The sequence below is a fragment of the Clostridium sp. CTA-7 genome, assembly GCF_054768095.1.
On record NZ_BAAAAV010000002.1, the window covers coordinates 485,606 to 501,451 of the forward strand.

Below are 15,846 nucleotides of genomic sequence, written 5' to 3' on the forward strand. Positions count from 1 at the left end.
CTTTTAGTCTATTTTTACTTTTAACCATGCATCATCATAAAGCTTAATTTTATTTCCTAAATCTTTAAATATTTCACACTTATCAAGGACTTCTTCAGGAGGATAAACTGTTTCATCTTCTTGAGTTTCTTCGTCTAATAGTTCATAGGCAGCCTTATTAGGAGTAGCATATCCTATATACTCAACATTTTCCTTTGCATTTTCAGGATAAGATAGAAAGTTTATAAATTCCTCAGCTTCAGATTTATGTGGAGCTCCTTTTGGAATAACCATAACATCAAACCATTTATTGGAACCTTCTTTTGGCACTACATATTGTAAATTTAAGTCTGGAGCTTCTTCTTGAATAAATATAGCATCACCAGAGTAAACTGTAGCAAAAGTAGCTTCGCCATTTATCATTTTATCTTTAACTTCGTCCATAACATAAGATTGAACTAAAGGTTTTTGTTTTATTAATTCTTTTACAGCGTCATCAAGCTCATTTTTATCTACTGAATTTAATGAATAACCAAGTCTAGCTAATGAAATAGCAAGTGTATCTCTTATGGAATCAAACATAAATATTTCACCTGTATATTTAGGATTCCATAAAATATCCCAACTATCTACTGGTTCATCAACCTTATCAGCATCATATATTATTCCTATTGTACCCCACATATAAGGAACTGAATATTCGTTATTAGGATCATAAGGAAGATTTTTAAAGTCTTCACCTATATTTTTAAAGTTTGGAATATTATTAAAATCAATTTTTTCTAACATATCTTCACTTATCATTTTTTCAACTATATAATCAGAAGGAAAAATTAAGTCATAGGTGCCAGGACTATTTTTTATTTTTTGATACATAATTTCATTTGATTCATAGGTATCGTATATTACATCAATTCCAGTTTCTTCTTCAAACTTAGCTATTAAATCTTCATTTATATAGTCACCATAATTAAATACATTAAGAGTTCTTTTGTTCTTTGAACTATTTTCTTCATTACTGCAGCCTACAAAAGAAGTAGAAATTAAAAATAATGAAGATAAAATAGCAATTGACTTCTTAAGCTTTTTCAATTTTATCACCTCTAGATGTAAATTCTTTTCTATTAGCAATTAATAGAAGAGTTAATACAGTTACAAACATTAAAGTCGAAAGGGCATTAATTTCAGGTTTGATACCTCTTCTTGCCATAGAATATATCTCAATTGAAAGATTTGTAACTCCTGGACCAGCTGTGAAGAAACTAATAACAAAATCATCAATAGACATTGTAAAAGCCATTAACATACCAGCGAAAATTCCAGGTTTAATTTGAGGTAATATTATTTTTCTTAATGTATAAGATGGAGTTGCACCTAAATCTAGTGCAGCTTCTTCAATATTTTCAGGTAGCTGTCTAAGCTTAGGTAATACAGCTAATATAACATAGGGAATGTTAAATGTAATATGAGCAAGTAGCATAGTAGTAAATCCAAAATCTAATTTTGTAAGTGGTCTAATAAAAATGAATAAGCTCATTAAAGAAATACCAGTTACTATATCTGGATTTAATACAGGTAAATAATTTATATTTAATAAAAGAGCTTTCTTAGGGCCTCTCATTTTATTTATTCCAATTGCAGCCAGTGTACCAATTATTGTAGCTACTATAGATGAAATAATTGCAATAACAACTGTAAAGAATAAAGCTTGCATGATTCTTTCGTTATTAAAAAGCTCCCCATACCATTTTAATGTAAAGCCAGACCATTTTCCCATAGTCTTAGAATCATTGAAGGAGAATACTATTAAGGCAACTATTGGTGTATATAAAAATATAAATATAAGTAATAAATAAAACTTTTTTATAAAGTTTTCAAATTTTTTTACCATAATTGACCTCCTCCTTCTTTAGCATCTGAATTATCAAACTTGCTCATTATAGCCATAGAAATTAATATTATTATCATCATAAATATAGAGATAGATGAACCAAAGTTCCAATCTCCCATCATAGTAAATTGTTGCTCTATTAAGTTACCTAAAAGCATGTATTGTCCACCACCAAGTAATCTTGAAATTACAAAGGTAGAAACAGCAGGCATAAATACCATTGTTATTCCTGAGACTACTCCTGGCATACTTAGTGGAAGAACTATTTTTCTAAAAACTTCTTTTCGATTAGCACCTAAATCAGCAGCAGCATTTAATAAGTCTTTATCCATTTTTGTTAGTACAGTATATATTGGAAGAACCATAAATGGTAGAAAGTTATATATCATACCAAGAATTACAGCCCCATCATTATATAAGAAGGTAAATGGACCTACGCCCAAATAACCAAGAATATTATTTATAAATCCGTTTTTACCTAAGATAGGTAACCAAGCATAAGTTCTAAGCAAAAAGTTCATCCACATTGGAACTATAAATAGTAGCATTAAAATATTACCTTTAGAAGGTTTCATTTTAGATATAATATACGCTACAGGGTATCCAAAAATTAAGCACCATACCGTAGATAGTAAAGCAAGCCACAAACTTCTTGTAAAAACTTTTATATATTGAGGTTGAAGTAGTCTTGTAAAGTTTTCTAAGGAAAATGCATAATTCCCATCAGGTGTAGTTATAGTAAAGCCGAAGAATAAAACTATTAATAATGGGATTACAATAAATAATGCACTCCAAACTATAAAAGGAGATGCAGCAAAATTTTCATTAGTTTTCTTTGCTTTACTCATTATTTGAAACCTTTCTCATAATATGAATATCTTCTGGGTAGATATCTAATCCTATAACTGAATTTACTTCGGCAAACTTAGTGTTATGAATTATCCATTTATTATTTTCTTCTTCAACTTCTATTTCATAGTGAACACCTTTGAAAATTATAGATTTTACAGTACCCTCTAACATTCCATTATCCGAAGATACAATTTTTATATCCTCTGGTCTTATAACTACATCTATTAATTCATTTTTTTCAAAGCCTTTGTCGACGCATTCGAATGTTTTATCACAGAATTCAACTTTAAAATCCTCTAGCATAGTACCCGTTAATATATTACTTTCACCAATAAAGTCAGCAACAAAGGCATTAGCAGGTTCATTATATATATCTTCAGGAGAACCCATTTGTTGTATTTTGCCCTTATTCATAACTATTATAGTATCTGACATTGTTAATGCTTCTTCTTGGTCATGAGTTACAAATATGAATGTTATACCAAGCCTTTGTTGTATTCTTTTAAGTTCAATTTGCATTTCTTTTCTAAGTTTTAAATCTAAAGCACCAAGAGGTTCATCTAAAAGAAGAACTTTAGGTTCATTAACTAAGGCTCTTGCAATAGCCACTCTTTGTTGTTGACCACCACTTAAAGATTCTACACTTCTTTTTTCAAAGCCGTCTAGAGAAACTAGTTTAAGCATTTCTTTAACTTTTTTATCTATTTCATTTTTAGAAGTTTTTTTAATTTTTAATCCAAATGCAACATTTTCATATACATTCATATGAGGAAATAATGCATACTTTTGGAATACGGTGTTTACTTGCCTTTTATATGGAGGTAAAGTAGAGATATCAGTTCCATTAAATAAAACTTCACCTTTATCAGCATCTTCAAAGCCAGCAATAATTTTTAATGTTGTTGTTTTTCCACATCCACTTGGACCAAGTAATGTTAAAAATTCATTCTTTTTGATGTTTAATGTAAGGTTATCTAAAACGCAGTTATCCTCAAAAGATTTAGAAACACCCTTAATTTCAATTATATTTTGTTCCAAAATAAACACCTCTTTCTATAGATTTAAAATGATGGTGGAGTACTTATCCAAATTACTTTAGCTTGTGTTTTTCCTCCATTTGAAATATAGTGATTAGATCTAGGTTTAAAGTAGAAGCTTTCGCCTTTTTTTACTTTAAATTTCTTTTTACCTAAATGTAATATTATAGTTCCAGATAAAACAAAGCCAAACTCTTCACCTTCATGAGGTTCCTCTTCTACATATTGACCACCAGGTTCTAAAGTTATCATAATTGGCTCCATTTCATTTTTTTGAGCATTAGGTATAAGCCACATAAGCTTGTACTTTAAATCTTCATTTTCAGTTTCAAACATATCTTCATATGTATAAGTAACCTTTTCCTCACTAGCATCACTAAAAAATTCTGTAAGATTAGTTCCAAGAATTTCTAGAATATCTATTAAAGTTGCTATTGATGGAGAGGTTAAGTCGTTCTCAACTTGGGATATAAATCCTTTTGAGAGCTCACATCTATTAGCAAGTTCTTCTTGAGTTAATTGTTTTTCAATACGCAATCTTCGTATCTTTTCACCTATTTCCACAATTACACCTTCTACCTTTTTAAATTTTATAATACTAAACCTTAAGTTTAAAATTACTAAACAAACAATAGATATTATATATATTTATTGTGTATAAATCAATATTTTTTTATAAAAATTATATAGAAAATTTTAAAAATTTTTTTCGCTCAAAGTATTGGTTCTATTTAAGTACAGTAGATTATAATAAATTTGAGTTTAATAAAACAACACTTGAAGTTTACTAATACTAAGTAAATAATTTGATTGAAAATTAAAAGGTTCTTTATTTTAAATTTTATTTAGTAACATTTGGATATAAATTAATATTATTAATAAAATATTAATTTTAAATTACTTCATTATTGCATTAGGGGTAGATTACTTGATAAAAGAATAAATTTATGAGATAGTAGACTATATATTATCTGGAAGAATAAAGTAAATATCAATGGGTGATAAAATGAGTAAAAACTTTAATTTGTATAGAAGAAATGGTAAAAAGATTTATATAAGACAACCTAAGTTTCATGAGCTATCTTTTGTGGAAAATCTATGGAGTGATAAAGAAAATATGGTTGAGGCTGGAGGAACTTATTCATTTCCAAGAGAAAAGTGGGAGATGTTTTATAATAAAATGGTGCAGCCTTCGGATGGGAAAAATTTTTATTGTCTTATTTATACTTCAGATGATAAGACTATAGGAGAAGTTAGTTTTCATGGATATAATTCCGCAACTAAGGTGGCTAGGGTTAATGTAAAAATCCACCATAGATATAGAAAGAATGGTTATGGTGAAGAGGCATTAAGGTTAATCTTAGAATATTATTTTTTAGATTTTGGTGGAGAAGCTATAATAGATACAGTAATAACAAATGAATCTAAGAAATTATTAAAGAAAATAGGATTCGAGGAAATAAGTAGCTTTAAAAATAAATCAACATATAAGTTAACTAAAAAGAATTTTTTAAGCTTTAAGATAAGTAATAAGAAATCAGTAGCTGTTTTAGCATATGATAACATTGATATGTTAGAATACTCAATACCCTTTAATATTTTTAGTAAGGTAAATGAAATATTAAAGGAAGATTACTTTCAAATATACTCTATATCAGATAAGAAAAATATAAATATAAATAATATGTCTATAATTATTGATAAAAATTTTAATGAAGATATAGACAAGCCTAATATACTAGTAATACCAGGAGGAAATGAATTAGATAATTATATAAATGCTAACAATCTGAGTAGATATGTAGTATCAGCATATAATAATTGTGACTATATAACGACATTTTCTAATGGATTATATTTTTTAAGAGACTTTCAAGGGATGGATGGAGTGCTAATACCAGAATCTAATTTGGAAATAAAGGGGACAGTCCAAGTAAATAGATCTTTTGTTGATAATGGAAAGCTAATGTTTGCTTCTAATATTATGGGAAGTATAGAATTATGTGTAGATATTGTTAAAAAGCTTGCAGGAGAAGAAGTAAGTAAAGAATTGTGCAAAAAGATAGGAATCTTTTAATAATAGACAATTTATTATATACAAATTATAATGAATAAGACAAAATAAGTTTTATTGGCAATTGTCCAAAATAGAGGAGAAGATAAATATGCTAAAAGGTAGGATTCATTCAGTTGAAAGTATGGGACTTGTTGACGGACCAGGGATAAGAGTAGTAGTGTTTTTTCAAGGGTGTGCATTAAGATGTCTTTATTGTCATAATCCAGATACATGGAATGAAAAGGGTGGAATAGAGTATACTGCTGAAGAATTGGTAAAAAAAATAAAAAGATTTAAAAGCTATTTTACAACTTCTGGTGGTGGGGTCACATTTTCAGGTGGAGATCCACTTAGACAACCAGAATTTTTATTAGAAGTACTTAAGTTATGTAAAGCAGAAGGAATACATACATGTTTAGACACTTCAGGTGTTGGTTTTGGAAGTTATGAAGAAATATTAAAATATACGGATCTAGTATTATATGATGTTAAGTATTTATCTGAAGAAGGTTACAAAGATATGACTGGTTACAAAATAGATGAAACAAATAAATTTTTAGATGATTGCAAAAAAGCTAAAACTAAGCTTTGGATAAGACAGGTTGTTGTACCAGGAAAAACAGATAGTGATGAATATATGTTAGAACTTAAGGAATTTGTTAATTCACTAGAAAATGTTGAAAAAGTAGAATTGTTACCTTATCACTTATTAGGTGTAAATAAATATGAATCATTAGGAATAAAATATAGATTAGAAGAAACTCCAGCAATGGATAAAGAAAAGTGTAAAATCTTAAAAGAAAAGTTTTTTAAGGAATTCTAATATTAATTTATTTAGTTTAGCTTAGTGAAAAGCCCTCTATTTTAAATAGAGGGCTTTTCACTATATTTATATAAATATTATTTTTTTATCAAGTTAGAAAAATATCCAGCTGGAATTAGCCCTTTCCTCATTCCTTGTATAACAGTTAAATAAGTTGCAGCTGTATCAAATCGTGCATCATGATAATTTCCACTACCTTCAAAAAGTTCATTTGATTTATTACTTATTTGTTCTTCATTGATTTGAAGAAAATCTATAACTTCTGAAAGTTTAGGATTTTTTATATTACCAGATGGACTAGGTAGATTACATAATGATTTGTAGTATGCCATAGTGCAAAATGTATTTTTAGGCTCCCATGTAGCATCTATAAGTCCAGCTTCCCAAAGTTGTTGTAATTCATGCTTTAGAAATTTTATATCAAATTGAACATTATGTCCAATTATAAAATCTGCATCAAAAAAATCAGGCATAAATTCATGAACACAATCTAAGAATTCTTTACCTTCTGAAAGATCATATAATTTTTCAAGTGAAAATCCATGAATTGCTTCAGCACCTTCGTCCATACTATCAACAGTAAAGAAAAAATTCTTTCCAGTAGTTTTTTGTGGTTTTGTTGAAGCATCTATAACTATATAACTTAGTTGGCAAATATTACCTGGCTTTATACTTGTTGTTTCAGTATCAAAAAATAATAGTTTCATTTTATCCTCCAAAGATTAGTTTTACTTATTATATAATAACACAAAATAAAAAAAAAGTCGTAAGTTATAAAGTGTATAACCTCAGTTAATTAAGAAATTGAAATAATAAAAAATAGCCAATAGAGAACTATTAGCTATTTTAAAATTTATTTACCTTCAAAAGCGTTAGATATAACTTTCAATAATTCAAGACATGTTTCTAATGTTCTTTTATTATCATCTAAGTCTGGATTAAATTCTACAAAATCCATTGCTCTTACTAATGAAGTATTAATAATAGTTTCGATTACTTGCTTTCCTTCAGAGAAGGATAATCCATCATCAACAGGAGTTCCAGTTCCAGGAACACATGAAGGATCTAAACTATCAATATCGAAGCTAAAATGAATATTTTTTATATTTTTCTTGTTTATAGTTTGTAAAAGTTCCTTTAAGACCAATTCTATGCCCTTGATTTTAATATCTTCCATGGTCCATACATTAAGATTATATTCCTTGATTAATTCAAGTTCACCTAAATCTAAGTCTCTGCAACCTAATAAAAATACATTTTCAGGTTTAACCTTTCCACTAGTAAAATAAAGGTTAGTCAAAATTTCATGACCGAATCCCATGGAACTAGCTAAAGGCATTCCGTGAATGTTTCCAGATGGGGAAGTCTCGTGTGTATTTATATCACCATGAGCATCCACCCAAATTACTGCAAGATCTTCAGCAAAAAATTTACTTGAGCCAGCAATACTTCCAAGAGCTAATGAGTGATCTCCTCCAATAACTAAAGGAAGGTACGAATTTGTTAAAGACTCATAAACTTTATCAGCTAGTCCAACATTTGATCTCACAACTTCATCTAAATACTTCATTTTGTCATTAGCTGCGTATTTATCATTTGAAGAAACATTTTTTACATGAACTTCGCCCATATCACAGACTTGGTGGCTTTTATTAAAGATATCTAGAAGGTTGTTCTCTCTTAAAACTTTTGGCCCATTTTCAACTCCAGGATTATCACATCCATAGAATATAGGCATATCAATAATACTAATATTCATAAAACAAACCTCCGATTTGGAATAAATTTTTTAGGGCAATAAATATATATTAATAGCTTAAAACCAATATGTAAATAAAAAAATATAAAAAAATTATTACAATTATATAATTTTTAAGTATATGAAGAAAATATTAAATAAATATATATTATATTTATACTTTTTTGTCTTAAAATGTGAAAAAAAATCAAAATAGAAAGAAAAAATTATAATTTCTATCTTAATTTTAAATTATTTATAACCTCTTAAATAAATCTAATATATAGTTTATTTATTCCCTTAATAAATTTTGTTATTCTTTATTAAAGATAGTAAAAAGGAGCTAATGCTCCTTTTTATTTATTGAGTATTTATTTATGATATCATTTCACTTAATTTTTGAAGTGCTTCTTCTCTTTTATCAAAAGAAAATTTATTTTCTTTTATATAGTTTTGATCTATTTCAGGTAAATTTGATATAGGTTTAGAATCTGAATAAACTTTCTTTTGAGATTCAATTATGTTACCAGTTTCATCTGTTTTAAATAAACTAATATACCCATTTTCTTCGCCTAAATAATATTTATTTGGTTCTAGAGTAACATTAGCAACGCTATCACGTTTGTAAATTAATTTATTACTATCCCATTCGGATAGTATATATCCTTGTTTTGAGAGTTCTTGTGACAAGTCATCTTTAGTAAGATTTTCATTTAAAGTTAACGTATCTTTTAAGTTAAGTAAGGTTTCTGAAATATCTATATTATCACCGGTTTTAAGGGTAATGTAGATATTATCACTTAAATATTTAGCATTTTCACTATATACATTTTCATTTAAAAAACTATTGTTTGATCCTTTATTAGGATTAGTAAAATAATCAGTAATAAAATAACTTATGCAAAAGCAGATTGCTAATAGGGAAACAACCGAAACTAATATAGCAGCTTTTTGTTTTTTATTATAATTTCTTTTTTGTTTTTGAGATTTTGATGTTGAGTTTTCTTTATTTAAATTATCCATATTTATCACCTCTTATTCCTATTATTAACAAATAAATGTTAAATTAAACCATAGAGTTTAAAAAATTATATATATTATGTAAGAAGTATATAATATGAGTTTATTTTATGTTTATAAAGCAAATAATTTATAATATATTAGGAAGATTATTGGTTGTTATTAATTTGTAACAAATATTACAAATTAATTTGGTATAATAGAATGAATATTGTTGTAAGAATATAAGCCTTGGTTATATAATAGTAAGGTAAAGGGAGGAATTAAGATGAGCGAAAATGATTCATTAGAGAAAAAAAGCCAGAATAAAAAGAAAAAGAATAAAAAAAAGAATAAAAAGAAAATTATATTAGTATCTATATTGAGTGTACTGGCAATAATTATAGCAGTAGTATGGGGGTATTATAATCATATTAGAAATAAAATTTATGTTGAATATAAACCCGAAAGTAAAAATGAAGCTAGTTATAAAGAAGTAGATGGAATTACAAATGTATTATTAATAGGAACTGATGGAAGAACATTAGATGAACCAGCTAGATCAGATTCTATTATTATAGCAACTTTGGATAATAATAATAAAAAAGTTAAGTTAACTACAATAATGAGGGATACGTTAGTTAACATACCAGAGTATGGAGAAAATAAGATAAATGCAGCCTTTGCTTTTGGTAGTTCTGAGCAAGATGAAAAGGGAAATCTTCGTGGAGCAGAAGGTGGAGCAGCTTTATTAATGGAAACTATACAAGAAAATTTTAACTTAAAGTTAGATAAATATATTATAGTAAATTTTTGGGGATTTGAATCTATAATAGATCAAATCGGTGGAATAGAAGTAGATATAAAAGATTATGAAATAGAAGAAGTAAATAAATATATAGGAGAATCCACAGGAGTACATTCACCACCAATAACAGAAACTGGGCTTCAAAAAGTAAATGGACAGCAAGCTTTATCATATGCAAGAATAAGATATGTTGGAAATGGAAACTTTGAAAGAGGAGAAAGACAAACTAAAGTCTTATATCAAGTTGCTTCTAAGTTAAAAGAGGTTAATCCATTAAAATATGTAGGTGTAGCAAATGCTTTAGCTAATGAAGTTAAAACTAATATAGATATTCCAGAAGCATTAAACTTAGCATATACAATTTATAAGTTACCAGATTTAAACTTTGAACAATTACAAATACCACAAGCTGATCTTATTGCAAGAGATAACTTGTATAAAGATAAGGGATGGTGCTTATTAATAGACTTTGAACAAAACATAAAGGTTTTACATGATTTTATATTTAATAATAAGCTACCAAATCCAGATGAATTTGACTTATTAGCAGTTCAAAATGTAGCAGCAAGATATAATGCGGAAGAGGCTAGATATAATTCTATATATAACATAAAACCAGAAGATTTTAATGATAAAAATACTGATAAAACGCCATCAGTAACAGAGCCAAATAAACCAGTAGATCCAAATAAACCAGTAGAGCCAAATAAACCAGTAGAGCCGAATAATCCGGTAGACCAAAATAAGCCAGTAGATCCAAATAAACCAGTAGAGCCAAATAAGCCGGTAGATCCGGGTCAACCTGTAGACCCGAATAAACCAGTAGATCCAAATAAGCCAGTAGATCCAAATAAACCACAATAATATTAGGTAGAAATTTATATAATATTTAGTAAAATGATTTGAAAAGAGCTTTACACTCAGTAAAGCTCTTTTTATTAAAAAAATCTAAACAACAAGTATTTAATTTAATAAATATGATATAATCATAAGATAAATAATAGGGAGGTGAAATATGTCAAATTATTTATTAACTAAAATATTAAGTATTCCTGCAATATTAATAGCTTTTACTGCACAAGGTTATGCAAAGGCAAAAATGGCGGATAAATTAGGAGATAAAACACCTAGGTTTCAAGGGAGACTAACTTTAAATCCAGCAGCTCACGTAGATCTAATGGGGTTTGTTATGATAATATTAGTTGGATTTGGTTGGACTAAGCCTGTTGATACTAATCCAAGTGCATATAAAAGAGGTCATAAGGATGCAATAAAGGTAACTTTAGCAGCACCACTCGCAAATTTATTAGTAGGATTTTTAGGGGTATTTATATTTGCTATATGGATTAATATAGGTTATAAATTTACGTCTTCATCAACATTTAATATTGTTGCTATAGCATTACAATATATATCATTAATAAATATAAATTTATTTGTATTTAATTTAATTCCAATACCTGGACTTGCAGGCTTTGAATTATTTAGAGAGATAAGTCCTAAAAATTTCTATAAAGTTGCAGATAAGCTTTATCAATATCAAATGTTTATACTTTTAGGAATAGTTCTAGCAGGACAATATATATTAAGAATACCATCGGGTTTAATATATAAATTGTTTAGTAATATAGCATATTTAATTATAGGAATAATATTTTAATATAAAAAGTGGATTCATATGAATCCACTTTTTATATTAATAAGGATATTTTGAAAGTTTAAATTGCCTCTATTATAAGTTCTTTACCATAGATTTCTTTAAATTTCTCACTAGCTCTTAAAGCTTGACGAATTTCAAAATCTACATCTATATCTGAAGAAACCTTAAGTGTTACAGTTTCTTGGTCAAAATTAATATTAAGATTTTTAACTGCACCGACAAGGCTTCTATCTAAACCTTCTGCTATTTTAATAAGAACTCCGATTAGTTTAACAGACCTTAAATCTAATTGATTCATTACTGAAGAAAATGGAGCTAAAGGAGTTTGATAACTATTAAATCTGTGAGATGCAGCAATAGCAGCACTCATAAGTACTTCTTTTTGTGTTAGTCCATTTATATAAGAATTTAATATTATATAAAATGAATGTTTATGATGACCATAATAATTTATACTTATTCCACAATCATGAAGCATAGAAGATGTCTTTATTATATGTAAAAATTCATCTCCTAGATGATGCAAAGGCTTTAATGCATTAAATAAGTTGAAAGTCAGATTAAATACATTAGAAGCATGATTTTTATCACTGTTTAGAGTGTCTAATATACCATTAATACTGTAATCTAAGATATCATTTGGTATAGAGTATTTACTATGTAGATATTCATACATCAAACCTTCTCTAAGTCCACGACCAGATATTATTATTTTACTACATTGAACTAGGTTTGCAATTTTCTTAAAAATTGCTGTACCACCAACTATAATATCAGCAAGCTCAGGTTCAATTCCTTCTAATTTTTGTCTTTGTTTAAAATCCTTACATTTTAATAAGTTGAATATTTCTTGAACATCTAAGTCAGAAAGTTCATAGTTATGAGGTATATCAAAAGGATATCTTTTTCTTACTCTGTCTATTTTACCTATATTTCGAACTGTTGATGCAATTCCAATTATAGAATCAAACTTAGTTTCTGTAAGCCAACTTATATCATTTAGTTGAGATGATATAAAGCTAAATGCATCATTTAAATCTTGTGTAGATATTCTATCTTTTAAATTAAATTTATAAGTTAAATTAACACTTCCTAAAGGTAAAGTAATTTTTTTTATTACTTTATCACCTTGAACCCATGCTAAGTGGGTATCTGTCCCTGCAACTTCGACCATTAAAGAATTTTCAATATAAATACTTCTTTTTATACCAAGGAAATTATAAGAAATTTCTTCATCACAACTTAAAACCCTTATATCTATATCTAACTCTTTTTTTATAAGAGGAAGAAGTACATCTTTATTTTTAGCTTCTCTTAGAGATTCTGTAGCTACAGCAAATATTTTATTTGCTCCAGAAACAGTACAAAGAGATTTGTATGCACGCAATGTAGAAAGTATAGTTTTAAAATTTTCATTACAAATGCCATAATCAGTAACTAAATCGTGACATAATCTAATAGAAGTTTTTAACTCGTCTATTATTTTAAAATATCCATTTTCATTAACTTCAGTTAACATAAGTCTAAGAGAACTCGGACCTATATCAATAATACCAACCCTATCCATATAAACTCCTTTAATAAATACTATGAAAATTATTTTATTTATAGATATTATATCACTTTAATTAATAAAGTATATAAGTTGCAATAAATATTTTACATTTAACTAAATTATCTTTGAAATTGATAGTATTTAAGCAAAGTCAGTATTTCAGCAACTTATATAAAAAAATTTAAAAATATATATGCTTTCAATTTTGCCATTTTACTTAAATAAGACTATTAACTTTTAATCTTATAACACCATAATGATGTAGATCATTAAGTGAAACATATATATGTTAACTAAATATATTTATATATAAACCTCTTTTAGGTTGACAATAAAAGTTTCATTTATGTATAATGTTTATATTAAATTGTAATAAGTTTATTATCTATGAAGAGAAGAGTACTATATTTGATTCTTTAAGCGAGTAAGGAATTGGTGTAAGCCTTATAAGATAAAATATTAGGAAGAGAGCCTTGGAGATAGCTACTGAAAATTATAAGTAGGATAGTTCGTATAGCTGCGTTAAAGCATTGAGTGGCATTTTATGCAATCAGAGTGGTACCGCGGAATTTAATCCGTCTCTTAATTATTAAGAGACGGTTTTTTATTTTATAAATTAGCATAAATTAAGGAGGATAAAAATGGATTATAAAAAGAAAGTTGCAGAAGCGATAAGTAAACATATTGATATGGATATTGAGAGTATAGAAAAACTTATAGAAATTCCACCTAAAAGTGAAATGGGAGATTATGCATTTCCATGTTTCCAATTAGCTAAAGCTTTTAGAAAAGCACCTAATATGATATCAGAAGAATTAGCAGAAAAAATAAATAAAAATGGGTTTGAAAAAATAATAAATGTAGGACCTTATGTTAACTTTTTCGCAGATAAAAGTGTCTTTACAAAGAACACAATTGAAAAAGTTTTAACTGAAGGTGAAAATTATGGTTCTTCTAATGTAGGAGATGGAAAAACTGTTTGCGTGGAATACTCATCACCTAACATAGCAAAGCCATTCCACGTTGGACATTTATTTACAACTGCAATAGGTAATTCTTTATATAAATTATTTAAAAAAGAAGGATATAATGTTGAAGGAATAAACCATTTAGGCGATTGGGGAACACAATTTGGAAAGCTTATATCTGCTTATAAAAGATGGGGAAATGAAGAAGCATTAGAGAAAAATGCAATAGATGAGCTTTTAAGAATATATGTTAAATTCCATGATGAAGCTGAGAAAGAACCTTCCCTTGAAGATGAAGGAAGAGCTTATTTTAAAGCATTAGAGGATGGAGATAAAGAAGTAGAGGAATTATGGAAAAGATTCAGAGATTTAAGCTTAAAAGAATTTGAAAGAATTTATGAGATATTTAACGTCAAGTTTGATTCATATGCTGGAGAAGCCTTTTACAACGATAAAATGGATGTAGTAGTTAATGAATTAAGAGAAAAGGGATTACTAGTAGAAAGTAATGGAGCTCAAGTTGTAATGCTAGATGAGTACAACATGCCCCCTTGTATAGTTCTTAAAGGTGATGGGGCGTCAATATATGCAACTAGAGATTTAGCAGCAGCAATGTATAGAAAGAAAAACTATGATTTCCATAAGTGTATATACGTTGTAGGAACTCCTCAAGCTCTACATTTTAAGCAAGTGTTTAAGGTTTTAGAGCTTGCAGGACATGAATGGGCAAAGGATTGTATTCATGTTGGCTTTGGTCTTGTAAAATTCGCAGATAGAAAGCTTTCAACTAGAAAGGGAGAAGTAATTTTATTAGACGATTTAATAAAAGAATCTATAGATAAAACTATAGAAACTATAAATGAAAAAAATCCGAATTTAGAAAATAAAGAGGAAGTTGCTAAAAAGATTGGTGTTGGAGCAGTAGTATTTACTTACTTAAAAAATTCAAGAGAAAAAGATATAGTATTTGACTGGAAGGAAATGCTTTCTTTTGAAGGAGAAACAGGTCCTTATGTACAATATTCATATGCAAGAGCAAATAGTATTTTAACAAGAGCAGGAGAATTAAAAGGAAGTCCTGATTATTCTAAACTTATATCTAAGGAAGAATTTGAGTTAGTAAAAGTAATGGAAGGATTTTCAAAGCAAATACATTTAGCTATAGAAAAATTAGAACCTTCAATCGTTACAAGATATGCAATTGAAGTAGCTAAATCCTTTAATAAATTCTATAATGCTCATTCAGTATTAAATTTAGAGGATGAAGAATTAAAAGAAGCTAGACTAAATTTAGTTAAAGCTACATGTCAAGTTATAAAAAATTCTTTAGAATTATTAGGAATAGAAGTAGTAGATAAAATGTAGATAATTTCAAGGGGATACGTAAAGTCGTATCCCTTAATGTATTTTCGATGAAAGTATAAAAGAGAATAATATTGTTGAAGACTTTAAAGTACTATTATGATATAATCAATGAAAA

Annotated in this window: 14 protein-coding genes and 1 other annotated feature; of the genes, 5 read left to right on the top strand and 9 right to left on the bottom strand. The window is 27.6% G+C overall.

Translation table 11 applies throughout. The annotated features are described in order from the left end of the window. Positions 1-3: 3 nt before the first annotated feature. From ACYUEX_RS05340 to ACYUEX_RS05360, 5 genes are read right to left on the bottom strand one after another with little or no spacing between them, the layout of a single operon-like run. Entirely contained in the window at positions 4-1,071 is a 1,068-nt protein-coding gene (locus tag ACYUEX_RS05340) for an ABC transporter substrate-binding protein (RefSeq protein ID WP_460286880.1), read from the bottom strand. Further along, complete coding sequence (locus tag ACYUEX_RS05345) at positions 1,058-1,870, bottom strand: ABC transporter permease (RefSeq protein ID WP_411168588.1); 813 nt, start codon at positions 1,868-1,870, stop codon at positions 1,058-1,060. Before ACYUEX_RS05345 ends, ACYUEX_RS05340 begins: the two co-directional genes overlap by 14 nt. Continuing rightward, positions 1,864-2,718 (bottom strand): ABC transporter permease, encoded by an 855-nt coding sequence (locus tag ACYUEX_RS05350; RefSeq protein ID WP_460286881.1) that lies wholly within the window; start codon positions 2,716-2,718, stop codon positions 1,864-1,866. The genes ACYUEX_RS05345 and ACYUEX_RS05350 overlap by 7 nt, the downstream gene beginning before the upstream one ends. Next, positions 2,711-3,760 carry a spermidine/putrescine ABC transporter ATP-binding protein gene (gene potA / locus ACYUEX_RS05355; RefSeq protein ID WP_460286882.1) on the bottom strand — a complete coding sequence of 350 codons (1,050 nt, stop codon included), beginning with the start codon at positions 3,758-3,760 and terminating at the stop codon, positions 2,711-2,713. The genes ACYUEX_RS05350 and potA overlap by 8 nt, the downstream gene beginning before the upstream one ends. 23 nt (positions 3,761-3,783) lie before the next feature. Then, positions 3,784-4,323 (bottom strand): helix-turn-helix domain-containing protein, encoded by a 540-nt coding sequence (locus ACYUEX_RS05360; RefSeq protein ID WP_411168585.1) that lies wholly within the window; start codon positions 4,321-4,323, stop codon positions 3,784-3,786. Positions 4,324-4,753: 430 nt separating this feature from the next. Here ACYUEX_RS05360 and ACYUEX_RS05365 point away from each other — a divergent pair, with 430 nt between their 5' ends. Together ACYUEX_RS05365 and pflA are read left to right on the top strand one after the other, a co-directional pair. Next, positions 4,754-5,836: a GNAT family N-acetyltransferase gene (locus tag ACYUEX_RS05365; protein ID WP_460286884.1), complete on the top strand. Its 1,083-nt coding sequence runs from the start codon at positions 4,754-4,756 to the stop codon at positions 5,834-5,836. Between the two features lie 88 nt (positions 5,837-5,924). Beyond that, positions 5,925-6,638 carry a pyruvate formate-lyase-activating protein gene (pflA, locus tag ACYUEX_RS05370; protein ID WP_460286885.1) on the top strand — a complete coding sequence of 238 codons (714 nt, stop codon included), beginning with the start codon at positions 5,925-5,927 and terminating at the stop codon, positions 6,636-6,638. A 77-nt stretch (positions 6,639-6,715) separates the two neighbouring features. Here pflA and ACYUEX_RS05375 read toward each other — a convergent pair whose 3' ends face one another. The 3 genes from ACYUEX_RS05375 to ACYUEX_RS05385 form a co-directional block, all read right to left on the bottom strand. Continuing rightward, complete coding sequence (locus ACYUEX_RS05375; RefSeq protein ID WP_460286886.1) at positions 6,716-7,345, bottom strand: 3'-5' exonuclease; 630 nt, start codon at positions 7,343-7,345, stop codon at positions 6,716-6,718. A gap of 146 nt (positions 7,346-7,491) precedes the next feature. After that, the gene (gene rocF / locus ACYUEX_RS05380) at positions 7,492-8,397 is read right to left on the bottom strand and encodes an arginase (protein WP_460286887.1); all 906 of its coding nucleotides are present in this window, start codon (positions 8,395-8,397) and stop codon (positions 7,492-7,494) included. Positions 8,398-8,751: 354 nt separating this feature from the next. Then, entirely contained in the window at positions 8,752-9,399 is a 648-nt protein-coding gene (locus ACYUEX_RS05385; RefSeq protein WP_460286888.1) for a hypothetical protein, read from the bottom strand. Between the two features lie 265 nt (positions 9,400-9,664). Here ACYUEX_RS05385 and ACYUEX_RS05390 point away from each other — a divergent pair, with 265 nt between their 5' ends. Together ACYUEX_RS05390 and ACYUEX_RS05395 are read left to right on the top strand one after the other, a co-directional pair. After that, entirely contained in the window at positions 9,665-11,047 is a 1,383-nt protein-coding gene (locus ACYUEX_RS05390) for an LCP family protein (RefSeq protein WP_460286889.1), read from the top strand. A 151-nt stretch (positions 11,048-11,198) separates the two neighbouring features. Beyond that, positions 11,199-11,843: a site-2 protease family protein gene (locus ACYUEX_RS05395; protein ID WP_460286890.1), complete on the top strand. Its 645-nt coding sequence runs from the start codon at positions 11,199-11,201 to the stop codon at positions 11,841-11,843. Between the two features lie 58 nt (positions 11,844-11,901). Here ACYUEX_RS05395 and ACYUEX_RS05400 read toward each other — a convergent pair whose 3' ends face one another. After that, positions 11,902-13,410 (bottom strand): Ppx/GppA phosphatase family protein, encoded by a 1,509-nt coding sequence (locus ACYUEX_RS05400; RefSeq protein ID WP_460286891.1) that lies wholly within the window; start codon positions 13,408-13,410, stop codon positions 11,902-11,904. A 366-nt stretch (positions 13,411-13,776) separates the two neighbouring features. Next, positions 13,777-13,984, top strand: a binding site (T-box leader). Between the two features lie 55 nt (positions 13,985-14,039). On the opposite strand from ACYUEX_RS05400, the gene argS reads away from it, so the two are divergent. Continuing rightward, positions 14,040-15,731 carry an arginine--tRNA ligase gene (gene argS, locus ACYUEX_RS05405; protein ID WP_460286892.1) on the top strand — a complete coding sequence of 564 codons (1,692 nt, stop codon included), beginning with the start codon at positions 14,040-14,042 and terminating at the stop codon, positions 15,729-15,731. Positions 15,732-15,846: the final 115 nt, after the last annotated feature.